Raw genomic sequence first — 26,462 nt, 5'->3', positions numbered from 1 at the left:
TTGTCAGAAGAAAATAAGCAGGATGTAATGAAAGACGAAAGCATCACAGAAACGAATGAAACTGAAAGCAATGAAACAGATGTTGCATCAACTGAAACTCCAGATGAAACAGTAGTAAGTGAGGCGCCTGTTGAAGATGAAAGTACCGATCCGGTAGCTGAACTTGAAGCAAAGCTTGAGCAGTCAGAAGAGAAGTATTTAAGACTGTATGCAGAGTTTGAAAACTATAAGAAACGCACGCGTCAGGAATTAGATACCGAAAGAACATATCGTGCGCAGAGTGTGTTACGTGATATATTACCAGCAATTGATAATATTGAACGTGCATTAGCGCAGCAAGGTGAATCAGATGAGTTTAAATCACTTCACAAGGGTGTAGAGATGGTTTATGAAAGTCTGTTACATTCACTTAAAGAGAATGGATTAGAAGTCATAGAAGCACTTGACCAGCCATTCGATCCAAATCTTCATCAAGCAGTGATGCAAGAAAGTGATGAGCGTAAAGATTCAGGTATCGTACTTGAAGAACTACAGAAGGGCTATAAATTAAAAGAACGTGTACTAAGACCGTCAATGGTTAAAGTAAACGAATAATTTTTAGTTTTATAACATTTCATAAATTTTAAATTAATGGAGGAATTATACAATGAGTAAAGTAATTGGTATTGACTTAGGAACTACAAATTCATGTGTATCTGTATTAGAAGGTGGAGAGCCAAAAGTAATCGCAAACCCAGAAGGTAACCGTACAACACCTTCAGTTGTAGCATTCAAAAATGGTGAAACACAAGTCGGAGAAGTGGCGAAGCGTCAAGCAATCACTAACCCTAATACAATCATTTCGATTAAACGTCATATGGGTACAGACTACAAAGTAAACATCGAAGGTAAAGAATACTCACCACAAGAACTTTCAGCAATGATCCTACAAAACTTAAAAGCAACAGCCGAAAGCTACTTAGGTGAAAAAGTAACGAAAGCAGTTATTACAGTACCTGCATATTTCAACGATGCAGAACGTCAGGCAACTAAAGATGCTGGTAAAATTGCAGGATTAGAAGTTGAGCGTATTATTAACGAACCAACTGCTGCAGCGCTTGCTTATGGCTTAGATAAAACCGATAAAGAACAAAAAGTATTAGTATTCGACTTAGGTGGCGGTACGTTTGACGTATCTATCCTTGAACTTGGTGATGGTGTATTTGAAGTATTGTCTACTTCAGGTGACAACAAATTAGGTGGAGATGACTTTGACCAAGTAATCATCGACTACTTAGTAGAAGAATTCAAAAAAGAAAATGGCTTAGATTTATCTCAGGATAAAATGGCAATGCAACGTTTAAAAGATGCTGCTGAAAAAGCGAAAAAAGACTTGTCAGGTGTATCTTCAACACAAATTTCATTACCATTCATCTCTGCAGGTGAGGCAGGACCACTTCACTTAGAAGTGACTTTATCACGTGCGAAGTTTGAAGAACTATCTCATACATTAGTAGAACGTACGATGGGTCCTACACGTCAAGCGATGAAAGATGCTGGATTATCAAATGCAGATATCGATGAAGTAATTCTTGTTGGTGGTTCAACTCGTATTCCAGCAGTACAAGAAGCAATCAAGAAAGAATTAGGTAAAGAACCAAACAAAGGTGTTAACCCAGACGAGGTTGTAGCGATGGGTGCTGCAATTCAAGGTGGCGTTATCACTGGTGATGTAAAAGATGTTGTATTATTAGACGTAACACCATTATCATTAGGTATCGAAACAATGGGTGGTGTGTCTACAGTGTTAATCGAACGTAATACTACAATTCCAACATCTAAATCACAAGTGTTCTCAACTGCAGCGGATAATCAGCCAGCAGTAGACATTCACGTATTACAAGGTGAGCGTCAAATGGCAGCAGATAACAAAACGTTAGGCCGCTTCCAGTTAACTGACATTCCACCAGCACCACGTGGTATGCCTCAAATCGAAGTGACGTTTGATATCGATAAGAATGGTATCGTAAACGTTACAGCGAAAGATCTAGGTACGCAAAAAGAACAGAAGATTACAATCCAGTCTTCATCTTCATTAAGTGACGAAGAAATCGATCGTATGGTTAAAGATGCAGAAGCAAATGCTGAAGCAGATAAGAAGCGTCGTGAAGAAGTAGATTTACGTAACGAAGCAGATCAACTTGTATTTGCAACGGATAAAGCAATCAAAGATTTAGAAGATAAAGTAGATGCTGCTGAAAAAGAAAAAGCAGAAGCAGCAAAAGAAGACCTTAAAAAAGCGTTAGAAGGTAATGACCTTGAAGAAATTAAAACGAAAAAAGACACACTAAACGAAATTGTTCAAGGCTTATCTATGAAACTTTATGAGCAAATGGCACAACAGCAAGGCGAAGGAGCACAAAGTGCTGAATCTAAAGATGACGATGTTGTAGATGCTGATTTTACTGAAGTGAAAGACGACGATAATAAATAAGTACTCTTTTAAAGTCAAAGTCAATTTATTGGCTTTGACTTTTTCTTTTAAAACATGCGATACACTGATATAGTAATAAAGAAATAAGAAAGGGAGAATGAAACGTGGCGAAAAGGGATTACTACGAAGTCCTTGGATTATCTAAAGGTGCTTCTAAAGAAGAGATAAAAAGAGCATATAAGAAACTATCAAAGAAATACCATCCGGACATTAATAAAGAAGCGGATGCTGAAGATAAATTCAAAGAAATTGCTGAGGCATACGAAGTGTTAAGTGATGATCAGAAAAAAGCACAGTATGATCAGTTCGGTCATGCAGGTATGGGCCAAGGTGCAGGATTTAGTGGCCAGGACTTTGGTGGTTTCGGTGGATTCGAAGATATCTTCAGTTCATTCTTCGGTGGCGGCGCACGTCGTGACCCGAATGCACCGCGACAAGGGAATGATTTGCAGTATCAGATGAATGTAACGTTTGAAGAGGCTGTATTTGGTGCTGAGAAAGAAATTTCAGTGAAGAAGGAAGTCGAATGTGATACGTGTGATGGCAGTGGTGCGAAACCAGGAACAAATATTAAGACATGCGCTACTTGTGGTGGACGTGGAAATGTGCATGTTGAACAGAACACACCATTTGGTCGCGTGAGAAGTGAACGTACTTGTCCAGATTGTGGTGGTACTGGTAAAGAGTTTGAAGAGAAATGTTCAGATTGTGGTGGTACTGGCAGAAAGATTAAGACAGTTAAGATTAGTGTGAAAGTACCAGCAGGTGTCGATACAGGTCAGCAAATTCGACTATCAGGTCAAGGTGAACCAGGTATAAATGGTGGACCGGCTGGAGATTTATATGTTGTATTTAACGTACAGGACCATGCTTACTTTGATCGCTCCGGTGAGGATATATTCTATACACTTGAACTCTCAATCGCTCAAGCAGCGCTTGGTGATGAAGTCGAAGTGCCAACGTTAGAAGGTAAAGTGAAACTAACAATTCCAGCAGGAACACAAACGGGCAAACGTTTCCGATTAAAAGAAAAAGGTGTGCAGAACGTCCACGGCTATGGTCGCGGTGATGAATATGTAACGGTTAAAGTGATGACGCCTGTTAAGATGACGAACAGACAGGCAGAGTTATTAAGAGAATTCGCAGAGATTGACGGACATGATATTACAGAACAGCCTTCAAATTTCTTTGATAAAACGAAACGCTTCTTTAAAGGAGAATAAAGATGAACTATGTAGAGATAACGATGATGATCAATCATGAACTTGAGCCATTTATTGCAGAGATCCTGAATGAAGTCGGTGCGAATGGTGTAGTGATTGAAGATAGTCTTGAACTTCAGAAAGGTCGTATTGAAACATTCGGGGAAATTTATGAATTAAATCCGGATGATTTTCCAGAAGAGGATGTACGCGTTAAAGTTTACTTTAGTGAACTAGATTATGATGCGTCTGTTATCGAGCAAATTAAAGAAAAAGTAGACGCATTAAATGATGTCGACGTCACTCGTCTGGAATTCAGTACACATACCGTGCAGGAAGAGGACTGGGCTAATGAATGGAAAAATCATTTCCATGCCTTTAAAGTTTCAGACAAGTTCGTTATCGTACCGAGCTGGGAAAGCTATGACGGTTTACAGGACGGTGAGCATGCGATACACCTAGATCCTGGTATGGCATTTGGTACTGGTGATCATGCGACGACTTCGATGTGTCTCAAGTTAATTGAGAAGTATGTAGAAAGTGATCAGTCTATAGTTGACGTAGGGACTGGGTCTGGCATACTAAGTATCGCTGCACATAAACTTGGAGCAAAGCCAATTAAAGCACTCGATTTAGATTCTGTTGCTGTGAAAGTAGCAGAAGACAATTTCGAGAAGAATGACTGTCTTGACGCGATACAAGCAGAACCAGGGAATCTCCTTAAAGGTGAGACAGAGAAACGCGATGTAATATTTGCTAATATATTAGCTCATATCGTGGATATGATGATTGATGATAGTTATGCATTATTAAATGATAATGGTCTGCTTATAACGTCAGGCATCATCGACGAGAAAGAAGAGATGATTATCGACCACTTAAAACGCGTCGGTTATACGATTGTTGAAGTGATGCACGATAGTGGATGGGTTGCCATTGCAGCAAGAAAAGAGGCATAGTATGCAGCGTTATTTTCTTGGTATAAAAAGTGTTATAAACGAAACATATCGGATCAGTAGTAAGGACGACGTCCATCATATTAAAAACGTTATGAGACAGCAAACGGGAGATAAGGTGATCGTTAACTTTACGAATGCAACGATGATCTGTGAAATTACCGATATTCAGGCTGAGATTACAGTGAAACCGATTGAGCACATTGATATTCAGACAGAGATGCCTGTGTCTGTGACGATTGCCAGCGGGTTGCTTAAAAATGATAAGTATGAATGGATGATACAGAAGGCGACAGAACTTGGAGCTGCGTCGTTTATGCCGTTTGTTAGTGAAAGAACGATCGTTAAAGTGGACGAAAAGAAGTTCCAGAAGAAGTTAGAGCGTTTTACGAAGATTGTTAAGGAAGCGGCTGAGCAGAGTTACAGACAAATTGTCCCGTCTATTGAGTTTGTCGCGAGCGGGAAAGCATTAGGACAAAAGCTGAAAGACTTTGATCATGTGCTGATTGCATATGAAGAAACAGCGAAGTCAGGTGAGATGAAAAGCTTTACTGAAGCGTTACAAAATGTACAGCATGGTGATAAAGTGTGCGTGATATTCGGTCCGGAAGGTGGACTGAGTGAAGCGGAAGTGGCTCAGTTTGGAAGTACGGTTATTGGCCTCGGACCACGTATATTAAGAGCTGAGACCGCGCCATTATATGCATTGTCAGCAATGAGCTTTCATTTTGAGTTGAATTAGACACTGAACTTTCAGTGTCTTTTATTGTATATCAATAACATTCCATGCAATGACATTGAAAGTTATTGATATTCATGGTATTTTTATATAATGCAAAGAATTATAAATGAGGTGAACATATGTCAACAGTTGCATTTCATACGTTGGGTTGTAAAGTAAACCATTATGAAACAGAAGCGATTTGGCAGTTATTTAAAGATGCTGATTATGAGCGCGTTGATTTTGAACAAAGTGCTGATGTCTATGTTATTAATACGTGTACAGTAACGAACACGGGTGATAAGAAGAGTCGTCAGGTGATCCGTCGTGCGGTTCGTCGCAATCCTGATGCGGTCATTTGTGTTACGGGGTGTTACGCACAGACGTCATCTGCAGAAATTATGGATATTGCCGGTGTAGATATTGTTGTCGGTACACAGGATCGTCATAAGATGCTTCCTTATATCGAACAGTATCGCGCGGAACGTCAACCGATTAATGGTGTGACGAATATTATGAAGAATCGTACATATGAGGAGTTAGATGTACCTTACTTTACGGACCGTACGCGTGCGTCACTTAAGATTCAGGAAGGGTGTAATAACTTCTGTACGTTCTGTATTATTCCTTGGGCGCGTGGTTTAATGCGTTCTCGTGATCCTAAAGAGGTTGTCCGTCAGGCAACGCAGCTTGTACAGTCTGGTTATCAGGAGATTGTATTAACAGGGATTCATACGGGTGGTTATGGTGAAGATTTAAAGGATTATAATTTGGCACAATTACTCCGTGATCTAGAGACGATTGATGGTTTGAAGCGTATTCGTATTTCTTCTATCGAGGCGAGTCAGCTAACGGATGAAGTGATTGATGTAATTGACAAGAGCAATAAAGTTGTGCGTCACCTACACATTCCGCTTCAGTCCGGTAGTGATACGGTATTAAAGCGTATGCGTCGTAAATATACGATGTCACATTTCTCAGAGCGTCTGAAGAAGCTGCATGCCATTATGCCAGGTCTTGCTGTTACGAGTGATGTTATTGTCGGTTTCCCTGGTGAGACTGAAGCAGAGTTCCAGGAGACATATGACTTTATTTTAAAGCATGGTTTCAGTGAACTACATGTCTTCCCGTATTCAATGCGTACGGGTACGCCTGCTGCAAGAATGACGGATCAAATTGATGAATCTGTGAAGAATGACCGCGTACATCGTTTAATTACATTAAGCGATCAGCTTGCAAAAGAATATGCAGGTCGTTTTGAAGGTGAAGTGCTGGAAGTGATTCCAGAAGAGAAGGCTAGTAATGGTAATATGCTTGTTGGTTACACGGATAATTACCTTAAGGTACAGTTTGAAGCAGATGAGCATTTAATCGGTGAGCTTGTTAAGGTGAAGATTGATAAGAGCGGCTATCCAATAAATGAAGGAACGTTCGTAACGGTCATCCCAAATACTTACAAGAAGTCAGAGATGCAAGTTCAATAACCTTCAAATTCGTTATTGACCTCGTGTAACTGTTGTATTATAATGTTTTAGTACATAGAATATTTTACTTATATCTATGTTTAAAATGTTCCGTTGATATTTGGAGGGAGGGAAATTATATGTCTAAAACTGTAGTTCGTAAAAACGAATCAATTGAAGATGCTTTACGTCGTTTCAAGCGTACTGTTTCTAAAAATGGTACAATTCAAGAAGTACGTAAACGTGAATTCTACGAAAAACCAAGTGTAAAACGCAAAAAGAAATCAGAAGCAGCGCGTAAACGTAAAGTCAAATAATATTTGCTCCCTCAAATGTTATTAATAGATGTAGAAGTCTGGATTATCCAGGCTTCTTTTTTTGTAACTGTTATTTGTGAATTTTTCATAAATTTTATGTTTATACATATATTGTGAGTGAATTTTCTGTATAATGAAAATAAGGAGGTGTTCAGTTGGATTTACAATTACAGGATATCATCCTGCTTATGTTAATGATTGTTATGACAGTGTCATGCATATGGCAGCTTTATACTCCGAGAATCAGCAGTGCTGGAATAATATGCGCAATTGCGAGTTTATTATTTTTTGTCATGAACATCTATAACGGTGATATGGAAGCACTGGCGATTATTTTGTTTATCGGTGGTATACTTCTTGTCATTTTAGAGTTGTTTATTATCGGTGCTATTATTGGAATTATCGGTATTATATGCATTATCATCAGTTTTCTGCTTATTGGAGACAACATGACGATGATGACTTTATTCGTATCGATCTGTTTAATCGTCGCACTTATAGAATGGGTGATCATAGTGAAGTTTTTCAAGAAGAGAGTTCCTCTGCTTCAGCAAGTCGTGTTACATGACTCAACGAATAAGGAGGCAGGCTACACATCTCATGATGACAGGTCATATTTAGTAGGGCAGGTAGCTGTTTGTCTAACTGACTTAAGACCTTCTGGTATTATCGTGCATAATGATAAGCGTATTGACGCCGTGAGTGAAGGTGCATTTATCAAAAAAGATACTTCGGTGAAGATAACCGAGGTTGAAGGTACGCGTGTTGTAGTAAAAACATTATAAATAAAGGAGTGGAATGAATGTCAGGTTTAATAGGTATTGGAATAATTACATTTATCGTTATCGTCTTCTTGATGATATTATTCTCGTTTGTACCAGTAGGGTTATGGATTTCGGCGTTAGCTGCAGGTGTTAAAGTCGGCATTGGTACACTTGTTGGTATGCGTTTACGTCGTGTATCGCCACGTCGCGTTATTGATCCATTGATTAAGGCGCATAAAGCAGGTTTATCATTGACGACGAACCAGTTAGAGTCGCATTATTTAGCAGGTGGGAACGTTGACCGCGTCGTAGATGCAATTATTGCAGCACAACGTGCAGACATTAACTTACCTTTCGAGCGTGGTGCTGCGATTGATTTGGCAGGACGTGACGTGCTAGAGGCGGTACAGATGTCAGTTAACCCGAAAGTTATAGAAACGCCATTTATCGCCGGCGTTGCGATGAATGGTATTGAAGTTAAGGCGAAAGCGCGTATTACAGTGCGTGCAAACATCGAGCGCCTTGTTGGTGGTGCAGGTGAAGAGACGATTGTAGCCCGTGTCGGAGAAGGTATCGTTTCGACAATCGGTTCAAGTCGTTCCCACACATCTGTATTAGAGAACCCGGATATGATTTCTCAGACAGTATTAGGAAAAGGTCTAGACTCTGGAACAGCGTTTGAGATTCTGTCGATTGATATTGCTGATGTAGATATCGGTAAGAATATTGGTGCAGATCTTCAGACAGAGCAAGCGATGGCAGATAAGAATATCGCACAGGCGAAAGCTGAAGAACGACGTGCGATGGCGGTTGCGCAGGAGCAAGAGATGAAAGCGCGTGTTCAAGAGATGCGTGCGAAAGTTGTGGAAGCGGAAGCAGAAGTGCCGCTTGCAATGGCTGAAGCATTAAAGTCTGGTAATATCGGTGTTAAAGAATACTATAACTTAAAGAATATCGAATCAGATACAGGTATGCGCAACGCGATTAACAAGATGACAGATAAGAATGATGATACGCCTAAAAAATAAAGGGTGATTACATGAGTGTAGGTACGATAATATTTATATTGATTGCGGTAATTAGCGGTGTGTCTTCTTTGTTAGATAATGATAAGAAAAATACCGCTCCTGGTAAAAAGGCTGGAACATCAAAAGGTTTGCGATCAGAATTTCAGAAACAGTTACAGCAAATCGAGGCAACGATAAATCAAGGTATGAATGATAAGTCGACTCGTAATGCCACTACTCAAGCGCGTGGGCAGACAGTTGGTCAAGTGAAGCCGAAGAAAGTTGTGCAGCATCAAAGCAATATAAGAGAGAATGTGAAAGCAAAGGCAGAACAAGCAAGTCTTTCAAGACAGAGTAAGACAGTTGTAACCCAAACTTTCACGTTGGCTGAACAAATCTACAAAATTGAAAATGATCAGAATCTCACACCACGCCAAAAACAGAATCGCATTCAAAGTTTAGTGATGGCACAGGACATTGAAGTTGCAGTAGACGATTTGACGTTTGACAAAGCTGCAGTATTAAATGGTATTATTATGAGCGAAGTGCTCGGCAAGCCGAAATCAATGCAATAATGGTTAACCTTAAGTGATTGTTTCAGTCACTTAAGGTTTTTTAATTTTAATGATGATAATTTATTAGTTTATAGAGAAACTATTAACGTATCATGAATAAAATTTGATAAAATAGAGGTAAGAGGTGATGGCATGAGATATAAAAGTATCGTCAATTCATTTCAGAAGTCGCTACTCGTCATTATTGTTACACTCGTTTCCATTGCATTCTATTTAAATCCATTGACGAGTGGTGTCGCTTCTTTTGTACTTGGGAGTCTCCTTATCTATACGCTGTTAAATGAATTTTATGATATAGAGGGAAATGCGCTTAATATTACGAAAGGTTTTGAGCGTAAAGCGATTAATATTCATGATATTGAATTGTTAAATTGTGTGAAAGTACGAGATAATGTGCTGGTAGAAATTTATGGTAAAGAGCAGAAGGTTGTTGTGAAACCTAAGTTAACCTTAGAATTTATTGCGCACTTGAAGAAGGTTAATCCGGATATTCGCATTCAGAACTTCAGTTTAGCCGATTCAATGCTTGATAGAGCCGCTGATATAAAATAATTGTGTGTTATTTCCCAAACTGATAAAGTTAAGGTAACGATAAATAAAGGAGTTTTTGAATGTCTGATATCATTCGCTTTGACAATATAAATGAAGCCCAGGCAATGCTTGGCAATAACGACGAACATTTAAATTATCTTGAGGAATTTTATGGTGTGGAATTGCATACGCGTGGTCAGGAACTTACGATACATGGTCAAGCTGATGCGATTTCGAAGGCTGAGGTCGTTATCAGAAGTTTGCTTAAGATTATTCAAAAAGGTACAAATATTACGTTACGTGATGTACAGTCTGCTGTTCAGATGTCTGAGAAAGGCACGATTCATTATTTAAGTGATCTGTACGATGAAGAAATAACAAAAGACGCTACTGGAAAGTCTATCCGTGCAAAGACGATGGGTCAACGATTATATGCCCATCAGATAAAGAAGAATGATCTCGTGATTGGTATTGGACCTGCTGGGACAGGGAAGACATTTCTAGCAGTTGTAATGGCCGCCCAGAGTTTACGTAGCGGAAAGGTGAAGCGTATCGTATTAACACGTCCAGCTGTTGAAGCGGGTGAGTCCCTTGGATTCTTACCCGGAGACTTGAAAGAGAAGGTAGATCCATACTTACGTCCGTTATATGATGGCTTGCATTTTGTACTCGGTGCAGAGCATACAGCTCGACTCATTGAACGTGGGGTGATTGAAATTGCACCGCTTGCATATATGCGTGGCCGTACATTAGAAGATGCCTTCGTTATATTGGATGAGGCACAGAATACGACACATGCTCAAATGAAGATGTTCTTAACACGACTAGGGTTTGGCTCTAAGATGGTCATTACGGGTGATGAAACACAAATTGACCTACCTAAAGGTGTTAAGAGTGGTCTGATTGAAGCGGTTCACCGCTTAAACGGTGTAAAAGGGATAGAAATCCATTATTTTGATGGTGCTGATGTTGTGAGACACCCGCTCGTTGGAAAGATAATCAATGCATACGAAGGAGACGTTTAAATGTTAACAGTAGATTTTATTGATGATAATGCACAAATTGATGCAAAGCACTTACCAGAAATTGAGCGTTTGCTCATTTTTGCTGCCGAGCAGGAAGGAATTAATGAAGAGGCTGAAGTTGCAGTGTCATTTGTAGACGAAAATGAAATTCAGGCAATTAATAAAGCATACCGCAATAAGGATGCAGTAACAGACGTCATCAGTTTTGCCCTTGAAGAAGGCGAGGATGACTTTGAAATGCCTGATGCACCACGTGTGCTGGGAGACATCATTATCTGTGTAAAAAGAGCTTTGGAACAGGCTGAAGAGTATGGTCATTCTTTTGAGCGTGAGCTAGGTTTCTTATCGTTGCATGGTTTACTACATCTTCTAGGATATGATCATATGAATGAAGCAGATGAAACACGTATGTTTGGGCGTCAGGATGAAATATTAAATGCATTCGGATTACGAAGAGATGTATGATCAAACGATTTAAACATCCAATTGCAGGACTTGTTATATTATTACAAAAGGATAAAAATTTTATCCTGCATTTAATTGCTGCTTTATTCGTAATCATTATTAGTGTATTATTTAATATCACGAGAACGGAATGGTTGTTTATCATTATTGCAATAAGTGCAGTTCTCTTTATGGAAGTGATCAATACGTCTGTTGAATATGTTGTAGATCTCGTAACAGATGAGTATCACCCGTTAGCGAAGTACGCAAAAGACACAGCAAGTCTTGCGGTATTAATTGCATCCATGATGAGCCTGCTTATTGGTATGATTATTTTTATACCGTACATATTGAAGTTATTCTAGGAGGAATGATCATGGAATTCAAACAGGAATGGTTAGAGGGCGTAATTCGCGCTCAGGAAAAAGCACATGCACCGTATTCAAACTTTAAAGTAGGTGCCTATTTAATTACGAAGGACGGCAAAACTTTCGATGGTTGTAACGTAGAGAATGCTGCATATGGTGACTGCATCTGTGCGGAGCGTACAGCGCTAGTATCGGCGATTGCAGATGGTTATAAGCCAGGTGAGTTTGAAGTATTGGTTGTTACAACAGATACTGATACACCATCATCGCCATGTGGTTCATGTCGACAAGTGATCAAGGAGTTATGCGATGATGAAATGCCTGTATTCTTAACGAATGTTAAAGGTGATGTTATCGCACGTACTGTCGACGATTTATTGCCGCTTGGTTTCTCAGGAAAGGATTTGAAATAATGTCAAATGAATTTAAGTCAGGGTTTGTTGCGATTATTGGACGCCCGAATGTAGGGAAATCTACATTTATGAATAAAGTACTTGGACAGAAAGTAGCGATAATGTCAGATAAAGCACAGACGACACGCAATAAAGTACAAGGTGTTTTAACGACAGAACAGTCACAAATCATCTTTATCGATACACCTGGTATTCATAAACCGAAACATATGCTTGGTGATTATATGATGAAAGTAGCGAAGAACACGTTACGTGAAGTTGATGCAATCATGTTCATGGTCAATGTAGAAGAGAGTATCGGCCGTGGAGATGAATTTATTATTGAACTACTTAAGAATAACCGCACACCGATATTCTTAGTATTAAACAAAATCGATAAGATACATCCTGACGAGCTGATTAAAGAAATCGAGAAGTATAAGGACTTATTGCCGTTTGCAGAGATTGTACCGATTTCAGCATTACAAGGTAATAATGTTGACCATCTTGTAAAAGTCATTGAAGGATATATGCCGGAAGGACCGATGTACTATCCGAAAGATCAGATTTCAGATCATCCGGAAGAGTTTATCGTGGCAGAACTTATCCGTGAAAAAGCGCTTCATTTAACAAGCCAGGAAATCCCGCATGCAATTGGTGTGCAGGTGGAGAAGATGGTCAAAGAATCAGAAGAACGTGTTCATATTGAAGCGACGATCTATATCGAACGAGATTCTCAAAAAGGGATTATTATCGGTAAACAAGGGTCAATGCTTAAGAAGATTGGACAGCTTGCCCGTAAAGATATCGAGATGTTACTAGGTTCTAAAGTGTATTTGGAGCTATGGGTGAAAGTACAAAAGGACTGGAGAAATAAACCGAATTTCATACGACAAATTGGCTATAGAGAAGACGAGTATTAATGCTTAAGAAAGCTGTAGGTATCGTCATTAGACGTGTCGCTTATGGTGATAATCATCTGATTATCACCTTTTTGAATGAAGCGGGGGTTAAAGTTGCGTTAATGGCAAGGAATGCCCGTAAATCAACAAAGTATGGTGCGGGATTAGATTTGTTCTATGAAAATTTGTTTATTTTCTCTCAGTTCAAAGGAATGGGTACATTGTCTTCGGTGGATACAATTAACAGTCATTATGAAATACGTGAAGATATCTATGTGATGACGTATGCACAGTACGTTGTTGAACTGATTGATCGTGCACTTGAAGAAGATGAGACGAATCCATATGCATATCAGTTACTTAAAGTCGCGTTGACACATATGGAGCGAAGTGATAATGCGAGACTTATTGCGCTGCTAGTAAGTATTAAATGTATGCCGCTCTATGGCTATGTACCAAATTTTAAGTACAGTACTTATGATGGCAACATGACACATAAAGATTTTATTGCGTATTCGTTTCAATTTAATAGCGTGATAACGCAAGAGGCACTCAATGAAGATCCACATGCAATCCCTATGACGAATAAGAGTCTCTATATGCTTTATCTGCTCAGTGAAGTACCGATTGAAAGTTTAAGCTCTATAAATATTGAACACAGTTTAATCGACGAGATGGAAACGCTCGTGTATAAGATGTATGATGAATTTATAGGTGTCTTTATTAAGTCGAGGAAGATTCTGGAGCAGATGAGAAGACTAGATAATTATAAATAAAGAAGCGAGTTCATGAAAATGAACCCGCTTTTATCATTTTAAAACTTAATTTTTTCATCTAAAAATGCTTTTACTTCGCTAATTGGCATACGTACTTGTTCCATCGTATCACGGTCACGAACTGTAACTTGATTATCTTCTAACGAATCAAAGTCAAATGTGATACAGAATGGTGTACCGATTTCATCTTGTCTTCTGTAACGTTTACCGATTGACTGACTTTCATCAAAGTCGATGGCAAAGTATGTGCTGAGTTCTTCATATACTTTCATCGCATCTGGTGAGAGCTTTTTACTCAGTGGTAAGATCGCAGCTTTATATGGTGCGAGTGCCGGATGGAAGTGCATCACTGTACGTGTATCTCCACCTTCTAATGTCTCTTCTTCAAATGCATCGCATAAGAATGCTAACGTTACGCGGTCTGCCCCTAATGAGGGTTCAATACAGTATGGTACATATTTTTCGTTCGTTTCCTGGTCGTGGTAGCTGAAGTCATCTCCACTTGCTGCCATATGCGCTTTTAAGTCGAAGTCTGTACGGCTTGCGATACCCCATAGCTCACCCCAGCCGAATGGGAACTTATATTCGATATCTGTTGTTGCATTAGAGTAGTGAGATAATTCGTCTTCATCATGGTCACGAAGTTTCGTATTCTCTTCTTTAATACCTAAATCTTTCAGCCATTTCGCTGCAAAGTTCTTCCAGTATTCCTGCCACTCAATTTCAGTGCCTGGTTTACAGAAGAATTCTAATTCCATCTGTTCGAATTCTCGTGTTCTGAAGATAAAGTTACCTGGTGTGATTTCATTACGGAATGATTTCCCTACTTGTGCAATACCGAATGGAAGTTTCTTACGCATTGAGCGTTGAACGTTCTTGTAATTTACAAAGATACCTTGTGCTGTTTCAGGGCGTAAGAAAATCTCATTTGTAGATGATTCAGTGACCCCTTGGAATGTTTTGAACATCAAGTTGAACTGACGGATTTCAGTCCAGTTTGCTGTACCTGATACAGGACATACAATCCCTTTGTCATCGATAAATTGTTTCATTTCGTCAAAGCTCATACCGTCAGCGATAAAGTGTTCATCACCTTGTGCGTGCATATAATCTTCAATTAATTTATCTGCACGGTAACGAATCTTAGAATCTTTGTTATCGATCATAGGATCGTTAAAGTTAGATAAGTGGCCACTCGCTTCCCAAGTTTTTGGGTTCATCAGAATCGCGGCATCAAGACCTACGTTATAAGGTGATTGCTGAACGAATTTTTGCCACCATGCACGTTTTACATTGTTTTTAAGTTCTACACCTAACGGACCGTAATCCCAAGTGTTAGCAAGCCCACCGTAGATTTCGCTGCCAGGAAAGACGAAGCCTCTGTGTTTTGCAAGATTAACAATTGTTTCCATGTTTTTTTCTGCCATAATATGACCTCCTATTAATTTAGAGTAAACAAAAAAGTCCCAAGGCAATCAAGCCTTGGGACGAGTATATAAACCCGCGGTTCCACCCAAATTAGTGTTTACTCACTTTTATAAATGTTAAGTTATGATATTGCGCCAATTATTCTGTTAAGCTCACACCACCCTTAACTCGCTTAATATGAATATATCATCTTTCTTACTAAGACTCAAGATGTTAGACATGTCATTTGTAAAAATTGCAGTTGATGGGTATAATAAAGTTATTAAATTGTGCATGTTTGGGGTGTTTACGATAGAACTGAATAAAAGGCAGGAAAAGATAATACAGATTGTAAAAAACAATGGCCCCATTACTGGAGAGAAGATTGCTGAGAAATTGAGTTTAACACGAGCAACATTAAGACCAGATTTAGCAATCCTGACTATGGCTGGCTACTTAGATGCGAGACCACGAGTGGGTTACTTTTACACGGGTAAGTCAAGCACACAGCTCTTATCAGCTTCTATTAAGAAGTTTAAGGTGAAAGATTTTCAGTCTATACCGGTCGTCATCCACGAAGACATTTCAGCTTATGATGCAATTTGTACGATGTTTCTGGAGGATGTAGGTACACTTTTTGTGACAAATCATGAAAATCATCTTGTTGGTGTATGCTCTCGTAAAGATCTGCTCCGTGCATCGATGGGTAATCAGGAGATTCATAATCTGCCGGTAAATGTCTTTATGTCCCGTATGCCAAATATTTCTGTATGTGTACAGGATGATCTGCTCATATATGCGGCAAATCTATTGATAGAGAAACAGATTGATTCGTTACCAGTTGTACAGAAGTCAGGAGAACATTATGAAGTGACAGGGCGTATCACTAAGACAACGATTACGCGTGCCTTTGTGTCACTAATTGAGGATGAATAGGGGATAAATTTATGAAAGAAATTAGGTTAATCATCGCATCGGATTCTGTAGGGGAGACTGCAGAACTCGTTACGAAAGCATGTGTATCTCAATTTAATCTACTTAATAATGTGATTGATACGATACGACTACCTTATATCGAGACAACCGAGAATGTTGATGAAGTTATTAATCTGTCAAAGGAACAGGAATCGATTGTTGTCTATACACTTGTTAAACCAGCGATCAGAAAGTATATGCAGCAGCAGCTTGAGGCTTTTGCTATTAAGAGTGTCGATATAATGGGTCCTTTGATGACAGTGCTGGTTGATGTTTTAGACGAGCATCCCTTAAATGAACCAGGTATCGTACATAAGTTAGATGAAGATTATTTCAAGAAAATAGAAGCCATTGAATTTGCCGTAAAATACGATGACGGAAGAGATGTGCGTGGTTTAGCTAAAGCAGATATCGTGCTGGTAGGCGTCTCTCGTACATCTAAGACGCCGCTAAGTCAATACTTAGCGCATAAGCGATATAAGGTAATGAACGTGCCGCTTGTACCCGAAGTTGATCCACCTGAGCAGCTGTTTGATATAGATCCATCCAAGTGCATCGCCTTAAAAATTGATCCAGCTAAGCTAAACAAGATAAGAGTGGAACGTCTTGCTCAACTTGGGTTAAAGAATGATGCGAACTATGCTAAGGATGACCGTATTCATGAAGAACTTGACTATTTCCATTCGATTGTCGATAGAATTGGATGTAAGGTGATTGATGTTTCGAATAAAGCGATAGAAGAAACAGCGAACGAAATTATTAAGATTGTTACTGAGAATCAACGTTAAAGAGGTGCATAATTTGCATATAGAGCCAGAGTTAATACATGAAATTCAACAGAAGAACGATATATTGGACGTTGTCAGTCAATATGTGAAATTAGAAAAAAGGGGACGAAACTACATCGGTTTATGTCCCTTTCATGATGAAAAGACTCCTTCGTTTTCTGTCTCGGTAGAAAAACAGATCTGCCACTGCTTCGGCTGTAAAAAAGGTGGTAATGTTTTTCAGTTTATAGAGCAGATTGAAGCCATCAGCTTTATAGAAGCGGTGAAGATACTAGGTGAGCGTGCAGGGATAGAAGTTAAGACTGACGACGGTACGCCTCAAGCAGATAATGAACAGAGCAAGATGATTGCGATGCATGAAGCGATGGCACATTATTATAACTATGTGCTTAAGGCGATTGAACAAGCTGAGCCGGCACTTAAGTATTTGTATTCAAGAGGATTTACAGATGAACAGATTGCACGTGAGAAAATAGGTTATAGTCCTAACGTGTCAACATTTACCCGTGATTATTTAAAGAATAAAGGCTATGATGAGGCACTTGCCTATGATGCAGGTCTGCTGAGTCGTAATGAAGAAACGATATCCTACTTTGACCGGTTTAGAAACCGTATCATGTTTCCTATCAAGGACTTCCGCGGTAAAGTTATCGGTTTTTCGGCGCGCTCGATTGATGGGAGCGAACCCAAGTATTTAAACAGTCCTGAAACTTTAATTTTCCAAAAAAGAAATGTGCTTTATCACATTGATGTTGCAAGAAAACCGATTCGTAATCAAGATGAAGTTATTTTGCTGGAAGGATTTATGGACGTCCTTAAACTTAATGAAACTGGAATATTAAACGCGATTGCAACGATGGGTACGGCACTTAGCCGTGAGCATATCCTACAGCTGAAGAAACTGGCATCGAATATTACATTGATGTATGATGGCGACCGAGCGGGTATCGAAGCCACTCTTAAAATCGGTAAGCAGTTAAATCAAGAAGGTATGAATGTATTTGTTGTACCGATGAAAAAAGGATACGATCCTGATGAGATGATTACAGAACTTGGAACGGATAAATTTTCAAGTTATTTTAATCATAATAAGCTTACTTATGTGAGCTTTTATATGCGTCATTATCTCGATGAAATTAAGAATAATGATCTTGCCTATGAAAAACATTTGAATAACGTTATCGAAGATGCTAAACTAATGAATTCCGAGCATTTACAGAAAAAAGTATTGCATGAAATCACCGAGTTGTTTAATGTAGACTTTGACAGCTTAAAATTCAAAGTACAGAAGGATAATAGAATACAAGCGCGTATGCCGACATTTGAAAGTGAGACACTGTCACGACAATTGTTAGCTGAGCGTACTGTGCTGAAATATTTTATGAATGATCGTATGCTTTTTATGCAATTTGAAGATCAGATTACAGAAGAGCATTTTAGCGTCAAAGTTCATAAGATGATTTATAAAGCATTAAGTGGGTACTATAAAATAGAAGAGACATTTATGCTAAGCAAATTCTCATCACATGTTCCACATGAATGCCATGAAACTTGCCTGAAAATTGATGCTATGCTCGTAAATCATGAGCCTTCTATCGAAGAAGTCAATGATTACCTTTATGTCTTTCAGCAGGAACCGAAAGAAATAGAACAGCTGCAATCGTTAAAGGCACAACTTAGTGATGCTGTAAGTACAGAGAATCATGAAAAGCGTGCGCAGCTTATGCGTGAAATTATTAATTTACAACGACAAAAGAAACAGTAGATTCTACAGGGGGTTAAACATTATGGCCAAAAAAGAAACGAAAAAAAATAAAGACGATGTATTATTAACAATTGACCAGGTTAAAGCACAGTTGATAGAGACTGGTAAGAAAAATGGTCATCTCAGTCACGAAGAGATTGCAGATAAACTGCAGAACTTCGAAATGGATTCTGATCATATGGATGAATTCTTTGAAGCAATTGCTGAGAATGATATTACATTAATTAATGAAAAAGATGCACAAGATACGGACGACAAGATTAATTTAAACGATCTTTCAGCACCACCAGGTGTTAAGATTAATGACCCTGTACGTATGTATCTAAAAGAAATTGGTCGTGTAAATTTATTAAGTGCAGAAGAAGAAATTGAACTTGCGAAACGAATTGAACAAGGTGACGAAGAAGCGAAAGCGAGACTTGCAGAAGCAAACTTACGTCTTGTGGTTAGTATTGCGAAGCGTTATGTTGGGCGTGGTATGCTGTTCCTTGATTTGATTCAGGAAGGAAATATGGGTCTTATAAAAGCGGTTGAGAAATTTGACTTTACAAAAGGCTTTAAATTTTCGACTTACGCAACGTGGTGGATTCGTCAGGCGATAACACGTGCAATCGCTGACCAGGCACGTACAATTCGAATCCCGGTTCATATGGTTGAAACAATCAATAAATTAATTCGTGTACAACGTCAGTTACTGCAAGATTTAGGTCGTGATCCTTCTCCAGAAGAGATTGGCGAAGAAATGGATCTGCCAGCGGAAAAAGTAAGAGAAATCTTGAAGATTGCTCAGGAACCAGTTTCTCTTGAAACACCGATTGGAGAAGAAGATGACAGCCATCTAGGTGATTTCATTGAGGATCAGGATGCACAAAGTCCCGCAGATCATGCAGCTTATGAACTTCTGAAAGAACAGTTAGAGGACGTACTTGATACCCTGACGGACAGAGAAGAAAATGTCCTGCGCTTAAGATTTGGACTAGATGATGGTCGTACACGCACACTTGAGGAAGTTGGTAAGGTGTTTGGAGTAACACGTGAACGTATCAGACAGATAGAAGCAAAGGCACTCAGAAAGTTACGTCATCCATCAAGAAGTAAACGCTTAAAAGATTTTATGGATTAATTAAATTAAATTGTGAAAAGTCTTTGACAATCCTACTTTTTAATATAAAATAGATATGTATATGGTGAATTTAAAGGGAGGTTAATTGAATGAATCGTAATCCAGTGATACCGTTTATACTTATTATGCTTATGGGTGTAGGTCTTATTTTCTTTATGTCAGCACACGGTGCAAACAAAGGAGAAGAGAAGGGCGAAGACGGTGCTAAAACTGAACAGAAATTTGATGCAAAAACATTTGCTAAAGACAACTGTACTTCTTGTCATGGTCAAAACTTAGAAGGCGGTATGGGTCCTAAATTAGCGGGGAACTCTAAAGACGCAGGTGCTTTAAAGAAAGTTATCCGTGAAGGTAAAGGTGCGATGCCAGCACATGACGAAGCAACAATTTCTGATAAAGATCTAGATACTTTAGTTAAGTATCTTAAAGATGGTGCTAAATAATAATTTACAATATGAGAGGATGGGACAACGTTGTCTCATCCTCTTTTAGATTGAATGAAATGAAAGGATAAACGCGATGATAAATAACAGATTATTGGCAGTTGCAACATATATCAATCACGAAAAATTAGCAGATATCGGTTCAGACCATGCGTATCTTCCGATATATGCAATAGAACAAGGCAAAGTAAAAAGTGCTGTTGCAGGTGAAGTTGTAAAGGGTCCATTTATGTCAGCAGTAGAAAATGTAAAGAAGTATGCACTGGACAGTAAGATAGATGTCAGACTTGGAGACGGCCTTGATGTAATTGAGCAGAATGAAGTAGACTGCATTACCATTTGCGGGATGGGTGGTCCATTAATCAGTGAGATTTTAAATAACGGTAAAGGAAAACTTACACATTATCCGACACTTATACTGCAAAGTAATATTCATACAGAAGCAGTTAGGCGTAGATTGATAGCATTAGGCTACATGATAAAAGATGAAGTCATTATGAAAGAGCGTAAACACGTATACGAAATTATCGTTGCTGAACGAAATGATATAGACGTAACGTATAATGAAAGAGAGTTAAAGTTTGGTCCGGTGTTATTAAATAAAAAGGACGATGTTTTTAAGGAGAAGTGGTTACGTGAGTATCATCATCTGCAAACAGTATATGAAGCGATAAAATTAGAAGAAAGACACTCTGAAAAAGCATCACAGCTACTGAACGATATTGAAACTCTAAAGGAGGTCTTAGACATTGAAAATTTGTGAATTACAGCAGATTATTCATAACGAAATTCCGAAGTACACAGCGGAATCCTGGGACAATGTTGGACTATTAATCGGAGATGAATCGACAGAAGTGACAGGGGTTCTGACAACATTAGACTGTACAGAGGAAGTTATTGATGAAGCAATTACGTATGGTATCAATACAATTATTTGTCACCATCCGCTTATTTTTAGCGGCATAAAACAAATTAATGCCGGAGGATACGGCAATGTCATGCGCCATGCAATTAAGCATGATATTCAAGTGATTGCGATGCATACAAATTTAGATAACTACAAATATGGTGTGAGTTATATGATCGGTAAACAAATTGGTTTGAAGGATCAGAGGATTCTGTTACGTGAATCTAGAAAGCTTTGCAAATTACAGTTGTTTGTACCGAATGATCATGCCGCGCAAATGAAAGGTGCATTAGCGCAAATTGGTGCCGGACAAATTGGAGAATATGCACATTGCTTCTATACAACAGAAGGTACAGGAGAATTTATGCCATTATCAAGTGCAAATCCATTTGTAGGTAAGAAAGGTGAGATCCATTACGAACAGGAAATGAAGATTGAGTGTGTATTTGAACCTCAATTAAGGCAGCAAGTAGAGAAAGTCATTATGGATGTACACCCGTACGAAACGCCTGCATATGATATATTTGAATATGACGTTCCGGCAGATTATGGTACGGGGACTATCGGTAAGATTGAAGAAATGAAGGTTCACGAGCTTGCTGAAATTTTAAAAGATAAGCTTGATATTCCGTCTGTTAAAGTAATTGGTAATTTAAATGCCCAGCTTACGTCAATTTCTATTATTGGTGGTGCCGGCGTATCGTATATGGATCAAATTGCAGGACGAGCTGATGTGTTTTTAACTGGGGATATCAAGTACCATGAAGCACATGATTTACTGATGAAAGGACAAATCGCAATTGATATCGGTCATTATAGTGAATATGTAATGAGAGAAGGACTGAAAGCGATAATTCATGGCCTGATACCTGAAATTACAGTTATCGCATCAACGACAAATACTAATCCGTTTAATGAAATATAAATAAAAGTGCCATCGTCTACTGACGATGGCACTTTTGTTAATCTAATATTTTGACAGGGGCTGCGTTTTTAATTTTAGGTAAGATCTTTTCAACTGGTACACCAGACGTTTCAGGTATAGGAGTAATATTTAGTGGATCATAGCCTTTAATATAGTCAATCACTTCTTTAACGATTGGTGTAGGTGTAGAAGCTCCTGCTGTAACTGCAATCGTTGATTTTCCCTCAAGCCACTCTAACTTTAATTCACTGATATCTGAAATACGATAGGCTTCGGTATGTGCGATTTCTTTTGAAACTTGTGCGAGTCTGTTAGAGTTATTACTTTTAGGGTCACCGACAACGATTAGAACATCCGCACTTGGAGCCTGATTTGCAACGGCTTCCTGTCTCACTTGTGTTGCGAGACATATTTCTTCATGCACTTCAATATGCGGAAACTTCTCTTCTAAGTCTTCCATCAGATGTTTAACATCCCACTGACTCATTGTTGTTTGATTTGTTACAATGAGTTTCTGATCATTTAATGATTCAGGTAATTGTTCGATATCCTGCTTGTTTTCTACAAGGTGAACGATATCCGGAGCAACACCCACTGCTCCTTCAGGTTCAGGGTGACCTTTCTTACCGATATAGATGACATGATATCCGTCAGCTTTCTTACGACGAATCAATGTATGTGTATTTTCAACATCTGGACAAGTGGCATCGATACAGACAAGGCCTTTTTCTTTTGCAAGACGTTTTACTTCTGGACTTACACCATGTGCTGTGAAGATGACCGTTCCAGTTTCAATCTGTTCTAAGATTTCAAGTCGGTTAGGACCATCCAATGTAATAATGCCGTCACTTTCAAATGCATCTGTGACATGTTTATTATGAACGATCATACCAAGTATATAAATAGGACGTGGTAGGGTTTTGTCTAAGGATGCGTTACGTGCGATGACCATTGCATCGACTACGCCATAACAATAGCCACGAGGTGTAATTTTAATGATTTCCATTATTGTGCCTCCAATTCATGAATCAGTACCATTATCATACCATTTATAATATGGTTTTAAAAATGTTTACTTTCTTTTTAGTAATGTTTCCTATATAATACATTAGATGAAGAAAAAGAGGAGGATTATGATGGACAAACACCCATTTGAACATTTTGAACTTGCACCATATTTAATAGAAGCGGTGAAGGATCTAAATTTCAACCAGCCCACAGAAATCCAGAGAAGAGTTATTCCAAAATTAAAAAAAGAAACACATTTAATCGGACAATCTCAAACTGGTACAGGTAAATCACATGCATTCCTGTTGCCGTTAATTAATAAAATTGATAAAGATTTAATTCAGCCGCAAGTGATTATTCTAGCGCCGACACGTGAACTTGCAAAACAATTATATGATGCAAGTGAACATCTTATTTCCTTTACTGAAGGCATTAAAGCAGGCCTGTACATCGGAGGAACAGATAAGAATAAAGATATACAGAAATCAAAAGTACAGCCACAAATCGTAATTGGCACACCAAACCGTATTAAAGATCTAGCGGAGGAAAATGTACTGCATATTCATTTGGCGAATGCAGTGGTAATTGATGAAGCGGATTTAATGATAGATCTTGGATTCTTACCAACAGTTGATAAAATTGCTGCGAACGTATCACGTGATGCTCAGATTGCTGTCTTTTCAGCAACGATTCCTAAAGCATTACATCCATTTTTAAACAAATATCTATCAAAGCCGGAATTTATCGAAATCGAACCAGATAGTAAGACGAATAAGAATATTACCTTCTACCTCGTTCCAACAAAGAGTAACGACAAAAAAGAGAAGCTAGTGAGCGTTATGAACACGTGTAACCCATATTTAGCCATTATCTTTGCGAATAGTCGTGACCGCGCAGATGAACTTGCTGAGTACTTACAGGATCAAGGAATGAAAGTAGGTATCATGCACGGAGGACTGGCACCTCGTGAACGTACTCAGATGATGAAACGTGTCAAGAACTTAGAATTTCAATATATTATAGCAAGTGACCTTGCAAGCAGAGGGATTGATATTGATGGTGTAAGTCATGTATTTAACTATGATATTCCAAAAGATATCGATTTCTTCACACACCGTGTAGGGCGTACAGGACGTGGTAATTACACGGGCGTTGCGATCACACTTTACACGCCTGACGAAGAAGACTTAATCAACCAGATTGAGAAAAAAGGGTTCTCATTCATTCATTCGGATATTAAAAATGGTGAACTTACAGAAATTAAGGATCGTACTGAGCGTAGAAGTCGTCAGAAAAAAGAAGATAATATTGAAAAATCTTTAGTTCATAAAGTGAAAAAGAAAAAGAAAGTAAAACCAGGTTATAAGAAGAAGTTCAGATATGAATTAGATAAGGTTAAACGTAATGAAAAGAGAGCGCACTCCAAACGTGTAAACAAGCAGAACAGAAAAGGTTAAGGTGAAACTTATGTTAATCGGATCACATGTTTCAATGAGCGGAAAGAAGATGCTCCTGCAGGCATCAGAAGAGGCGGCAAGCTATGGTGCTTCTACCTTTATGATTTATACAGGTGCACCTCAAAATACTCGACGTAAAGCAATTGAAGACTTAAATATTGAAGCAGGACAGGCACATATGCAAGCAAACGGTTTATCAAATATTGTTGTCCACGCACCATATATTATCAATATTGCAAATACAGTAAAACCTGAAGTATTTGCTTTAGGTGTTGAATTTTTACAAAAGGAAATCGAGCGTACTGAAGCACTTGGTGCAAAAGATATTGTGCTGCATCCAGGTGCACATGTAGGAGCTGGAGAAGAAGCAGGTATTAAGAAGATCATCGAAGGTTTGAATGAAGTTTTATCGAATAATAACGATGTGCGTATTGCACTTGAAACAATGGCGGGTAAAGGCTCTGAATGTGGTAAATCATTTGAAGAACTTGCCGAAATTATTTCAGGTGTAACACATAATGAACGACTCTCTGTATGTTTTGATACATGTCACACACATGATGCGGGATATGATATTATCAATAACTTAGATGGGGTATTACAGGAATTTGATGACGTCGTTGGATTAGATCGTATTAAAGTTGTGCATGTGAACGACAGCAAAAATGTTACAGGTGCAAGAAAAGATAGACATGAAAACTTTGGTTTCGGAAATATTGGTTTTGATGCATTAACAAAACTCGTTTATCATGAAGCATTTGAAAATATTCCTAAGATTCTAGAAACCCCTTACGTTCAAGTTGGAGACGATAAGAAAAATAAAAAACCGCCTTATAAATTTGAAATCGATATGATTAAAAGTAGAACTTTTGATCCTGAATTATTAGAAAAGATTAAATTGCAGTAGAATTTGACAATAGAAACAGGGATTAATCTATGATTAATGCTTGTTTTTGTTTATAGAAGGATGAGGATATGGAACCCGTATTTGAAATTAAAGATGTATCTTACAGTTATCCAGATAAGAAAGCGTTATCCCATATTAATATTAGTGTCTATCAAGGTGATTTTCTGGCAATTGTGGGTCCGAATGGGTCTGGGAAATCAACTTTGCTGAAACTGATACTTGGTATCTTGAATTTGCAGGATGGCAGTATTCTGATGAATGGTACGGACATTCGCAAGCTAAAGAATCGTACGGGCATTGGTTACGTGTCACAAAAATCAAATGCAGGGAATTCAGGTTTCCCGGCAAATGTTTTTGAAGTTGTAAGAAGCGGTTTAATACAGATAAAACCTATGTTTAAAAGATTTGACAAGAATGATCATAAAAAAGTGGATGACATTTTAAGACGTCTCCATATCGATCAGCTAAAAGATAAAAATATATCTGATCTTTCTGGTGGACAACAGCAGCGTGTATATATCGCGCGAGCCTTGATATCAAATCCATCGGTGCTTGTGCTCGATGAACCGACAGTAGGGATTGATGCAAAAAATGTGGCGGAATTCTATGCGTTACTTGAACAGCTGAAACAAGAAGGTATCACAATTCTACTTGTCTCCCATGATATTGGTGTAGTTGTTGATACAGCAACACAAGTCGCTTGTCTCAACGAACATCTGCATTTCCACGGAACAACACATCAATTTAAATCGCTTGATGAAGTAGAAATTTCTAAAATTTATGGTCATCCTGTACAGTTCATCGATCATAGTGGACATGATAGGGAGTGCTGTTTATGAGT

At 38.5% G+C, this 26,462-nt stretch carries 29 protein-coding genes; 27 read left to right on the top strand and 2 right to left on the bottom strand.

Annotation, left to right across the window (positions count from 1 at the left end; genetic code table 11):
- The 17 genes from grpE to recO all read left to right on the top strand — a co-directional run bounded on the left by grpE (position 1) and on the right by recO (position 13,916).
- Entirely contained in the window at positions 1-594 is a 594-nt protein-coding gene (gene grpE, locus ACZ2V4_RS02585) for a nucleotide exchange factor GrpE (protein ID WP_219492212.1), read from the top strand.
- Positions 595-646: 52 nt separating this feature from the next.
- Positions 647-2,473, top strand: a complete 1,827-nt coding sequence (gene dnaK, locus ACZ2V4_RS02580; protein ID WP_219492209.1) for a molecular chaperone DnaK — start codon at positions 647-649, stop codon at positions 2,471-2,473.
- 104 nt (positions 2,474-2,577) lie between these two features.
- Positions 2,578-3,696, top strand: coding sequence for a molecular chaperone DnaJ (dnaJ, locus tag ACZ2V4_RS02575; protein ID WP_219492206.1), 1,119 nt, complete (start codon positions 2,578-2,580; stop codon positions 3,694-3,696).
- Between the two features lie 2 nt (positions 3,697-3,698).
- Complete coding sequence (gene prmA, locus ACZ2V4_RS02570) at positions 3,699-4,634, top strand: 50S ribosomal protein L11 methyltransferase (protein ID WP_283721898.1); 936 nt, start codon at positions 3,699-3,701, stop codon at positions 4,632-4,634.
- A 1-nt stretch (position 4,635) separates the two neighbouring features.
- The gene (locus ACZ2V4_RS02565; RefSeq protein WP_420493782.1) at positions 4,636-5,373 is read left to right on the top strand and encodes a 16S rRNA (uracil(1498)-N(3))-methyltransferase; all 738 of its coding nucleotides are present in this window, start codon (positions 4,636-4,638) and stop codon (positions 5,371-5,373) included.
- A 119-nt stretch (positions 5,374-5,492) separates the two neighbouring features.
- Positions 5,493-6,836, top strand: coding sequence for a tRNA (N(6)-L-threonylcarbamoyladenosine(37)-C(2))-methylthiotransferase MtaB (mtaB, locus tag ACZ2V4_RS02560; RefSeq protein ID WP_283721896.1), 1,344 nt, complete (start codon positions 5,493-5,495; stop codon positions 6,834-6,836).
- Positions 6,837-6,955: 119 nt separating this feature from the next.
- On the top strand, positions 6,956-7,132 hold the full coding sequence (rpsU, locus tag ACZ2V4_RS02555; RefSeq protein ID WP_219492197.1) for a 30S ribosomal protein S21: 177 nt from the start codon (positions 6,956-6,958) through the stop codon (positions 7,130-7,132).
- A gap of 155 nt (positions 7,133-7,287) precedes the next feature.
- A complete protein-coding gene (locus ACZ2V4_RS02550; protein ID WP_219492196.1) occupies positions 7,288-7,917 on the top strand; it encodes an NfeD family protein in 630 nt (209 codons plus the stop codon).
- Between the two features lie 17 nt (positions 7,918-7,934).
- Positions 7,935-8,924 (top strand): flotillin-like protein FloA, encoded by a 990-nt coding sequence (gene floA / locus ACZ2V4_RS02545; protein ID WP_219492193.1) that lies wholly within the window; start codon positions 7,935-7,937, stop codon positions 8,922-8,924.
- Between the two features lie 11 nt (positions 8,925-8,935).
- A complete protein-coding gene (locus ACZ2V4_RS02540; RefSeq protein ID WP_420493781.1) occupies positions 8,936-9,478 on the top strand; it encodes a hypothetical protein in 543 nt (180 codons plus the stop codon).
- 132 nt (positions 9,479-9,610) lie between these two features.
- Positions 9,611-10,030 (top strand): PH domain-containing protein, encoded by a 420-nt coding sequence (locus ACZ2V4_RS02535; RefSeq protein WP_490514474.1) that lies wholly within the window; start codon positions 9,611-9,613, stop codon positions 10,028-10,030.
- Positions 10,031-10,089: 59 nt separating this feature from the next.
- Entirely contained in the window at positions 10,090-11,034 is a 945-nt protein-coding gene (locus ACZ2V4_RS02530) for a PhoH family protein (RefSeq protein ID WP_219492186.1), read from the top strand.
- Positions 11,035-11,499, top strand: coding sequence for an rRNA maturation RNase YbeY (ybeY, locus tag ACZ2V4_RS02525; protein WP_219492183.1), 465 nt, complete (start codon positions 11,035-11,037; stop codon positions 11,497-11,499). It begins immediately after the preceding gene.
- The gene (locus tag ACZ2V4_RS02520; protein ID WP_241427514.1) at positions 11,499-11,843 is read left to right on the top strand and encodes a diacylglycerol kinase family protein; all 345 of its coding nucleotides are present in this window, start codon (positions 11,499-11,501) and stop codon (positions 11,841-11,843) included. Before ybeY ends, ACZ2V4_RS02520 begins: the two co-directional genes overlap by 1 nt.
- An 11-nt stretch (positions 11,844-11,854) precedes the next feature.
- The gene (cdd, locus tag ACZ2V4_RS02515; RefSeq protein WP_490514473.1) at positions 11,855-12,259 is read left to right on the top strand and encodes a cytidine deaminase; all 405 of its coding nucleotides are present in this window, start codon (positions 11,855-11,857) and stop codon (positions 12,257-12,259) included.
- Positions 12,259-13,161 (top strand): GTPase Era, encoded by a 903-nt coding sequence (gene era, locus ACZ2V4_RS02510; protein ID WP_120785658.1) that lies wholly within the window; start codon positions 12,259-12,261, stop codon positions 13,159-13,161. The genes cdd and era overlap by 1 nt, the downstream gene beginning before the upstream one ends.
- A complete protein-coding gene (gene recO, locus ACZ2V4_RS02505) occupies positions 13,161-13,916 on the top strand; it encodes a DNA repair protein RecO (RefSeq protein ID WP_413474498.1) in 756 nt (251 codons plus the stop codon). The genes era and recO overlap by 1 nt, the downstream gene beginning before the upstream one ends.
- Positions 13,917-13,954: 38 nt before the next feature.
- Here the strand turns inward: recO and ACZ2V4_RS02500 are convergent, their stop codons facing one another.
- Positions 13,955-15,343 (bottom strand): glycine--tRNA ligase, encoded by a 1,389-nt coding sequence (locus tag ACZ2V4_RS02500; RefSeq protein ID WP_219492174.1) that lies wholly within the window; start codon positions 15,341-15,343, stop codon positions 13,955-13,957.
- Between the two features lie 283 nt (positions 15,344-15,626).
- Between ACZ2V4_RS02500 and ccpN the strand changes: the two genes are divergently transcribed.
- The 7 genes from ccpN to ACZ2V4_RS02465 all read left to right on the top strand — a co-directional run bounded on the left by ccpN (position 15,627) and on the right by ACZ2V4_RS02465 (position 22,249).
- Complete coding sequence (gene ccpN / locus ACZ2V4_RS02495) at positions 15,627-16,259, top strand: transcriptional regulator CcpN (RefSeq protein WP_219494835.1); 633 nt, start codon at positions 15,627-15,629, stop codon at positions 16,257-16,259.
- Between the two features lie 11 nt (positions 16,260-16,270).
- Positions 16,271-17,086, top strand: coding sequence for a pyruvate, water dikinase regulatory protein (locus tag ACZ2V4_RS02490; protein WP_219492172.1), 816 nt, complete (start codon positions 16,271-16,273; stop codon positions 17,084-17,086).
- A gap of 13 nt (positions 17,087-17,099) precedes the next feature.
- Positions 17,100-18,851 carry a DNA primase gene (gene dnaG / locus ACZ2V4_RS02485; protein ID WP_490514472.1) on the top strand — a complete coding sequence of 584 codons (1,752 nt, stop codon included), beginning with the start codon at positions 17,100-17,102 and terminating at the stop codon, positions 18,849-18,851.
- A 22-nt stretch (positions 18,852-18,873) separates the two neighbouring features.
- Positions 18,874-19,974: an RNA polymerase sigma factor RpoD gene (gene rpoD, locus ACZ2V4_RS02480; protein ID WP_219492167.1), complete on the top strand. Its 1,101-nt coding sequence runs from the start codon at positions 18,874-18,876 to the stop codon at positions 19,972-19,974.
- A gap of 89 nt (positions 19,975-20,063) precedes the next feature.
- Positions 20,064-20,417 (top strand): c-type cytochrome, encoded by a 354-nt coding sequence (locus ACZ2V4_RS02475; protein ID WP_219492164.1) that lies wholly within the window; start codon positions 20,064-20,066, stop codon positions 20,415-20,417.
- Between the two features lie 76 nt (positions 20,418-20,493).
- A complete protein-coding gene (locus tag ACZ2V4_RS02470; protein ID WP_219492162.1) occupies positions 20,494-21,180 on the top strand; it encodes a tRNA (adenine(22)-N(1))-methyltransferase in 687 nt (228 codons plus the stop codon).
- Complete coding sequence (locus ACZ2V4_RS02465) at positions 21,167-22,249, top strand: Nif3-like dinuclear metal center hexameric protein (RefSeq protein ID WP_490514471.1); 1,083 nt, start codon at positions 21,167-21,169, stop codon at positions 22,247-22,249. The genes ACZ2V4_RS02470 and ACZ2V4_RS02465 overlap by 14 nt, the downstream gene beginning before the upstream one ends.
- A gap of 37 nt (positions 22,250-22,286) precedes the next feature.
- On the opposite strand, the gene ACZ2V4_RS02460 is transcribed toward ACZ2V4_RS02465, so the two are convergent.
- Complete coding sequence (locus ACZ2V4_RS02460; RefSeq protein WP_283721889.1) at positions 22,287-23,255, bottom strand: 4-hydroxy-3-methylbut-2-enyl diphosphate reductase; 969 nt, start codon at positions 23,253-23,255, stop codon at positions 22,287-22,289.
- A gap of 130 nt (positions 23,256-23,385) precedes the next feature.
- Here ACZ2V4_RS02460 and ACZ2V4_RS02455 point away from each other — a divergent pair, with 130 nt between their 5' ends.
- The 3 genes from ACZ2V4_RS02455 to ACZ2V4_RS02445 all read left to right on the top strand — a co-directional run bounded on the left by ACZ2V4_RS02455 (position 23,386) and on the right by ACZ2V4_RS02445 (position 26,460).
- Positions 23,386-24,714, top strand: a complete 1,329-nt coding sequence (locus ACZ2V4_RS02455) for a DEAD/DEAH box helicase (protein WP_101140302.1) — start codon at positions 23,386-23,388, stop codon at positions 24,712-24,714.
- Positions 24,715-24,724: 10 nt separating this feature from the next.
- On the top strand, positions 24,725-25,621 hold the full coding sequence (locus tag ACZ2V4_RS02450; protein ID WP_101140303.1) for a deoxyribonuclease IV: 897 nt from the start codon (positions 24,725-24,727) through the stop codon (positions 25,619-25,621).
- Between the two features lie 68 nt (positions 25,622-25,689).
- Positions 25,690-26,460 carry a metal ABC transporter ATP-binding protein gene (locus ACZ2V4_RS02445; RefSeq protein ID WP_101140304.1) on the top strand — a complete coding sequence of 257 codons (771 nt, stop codon included), beginning with the start codon at positions 25,690-25,692 and terminating at the stop codon, positions 26,458-26,460.
- Positions 26,461-26,462 lie beyond the last annotated feature (2 nt).

Source organism: Macrococcus sp. CoH-51_TC_04 (genome assembly GCF_058188655.1).
The sequence above is the reverse complement of the archived record's forward strand: the minus strand, read 5'-3'. Positions and strand labels throughout refer to the sequence as shown.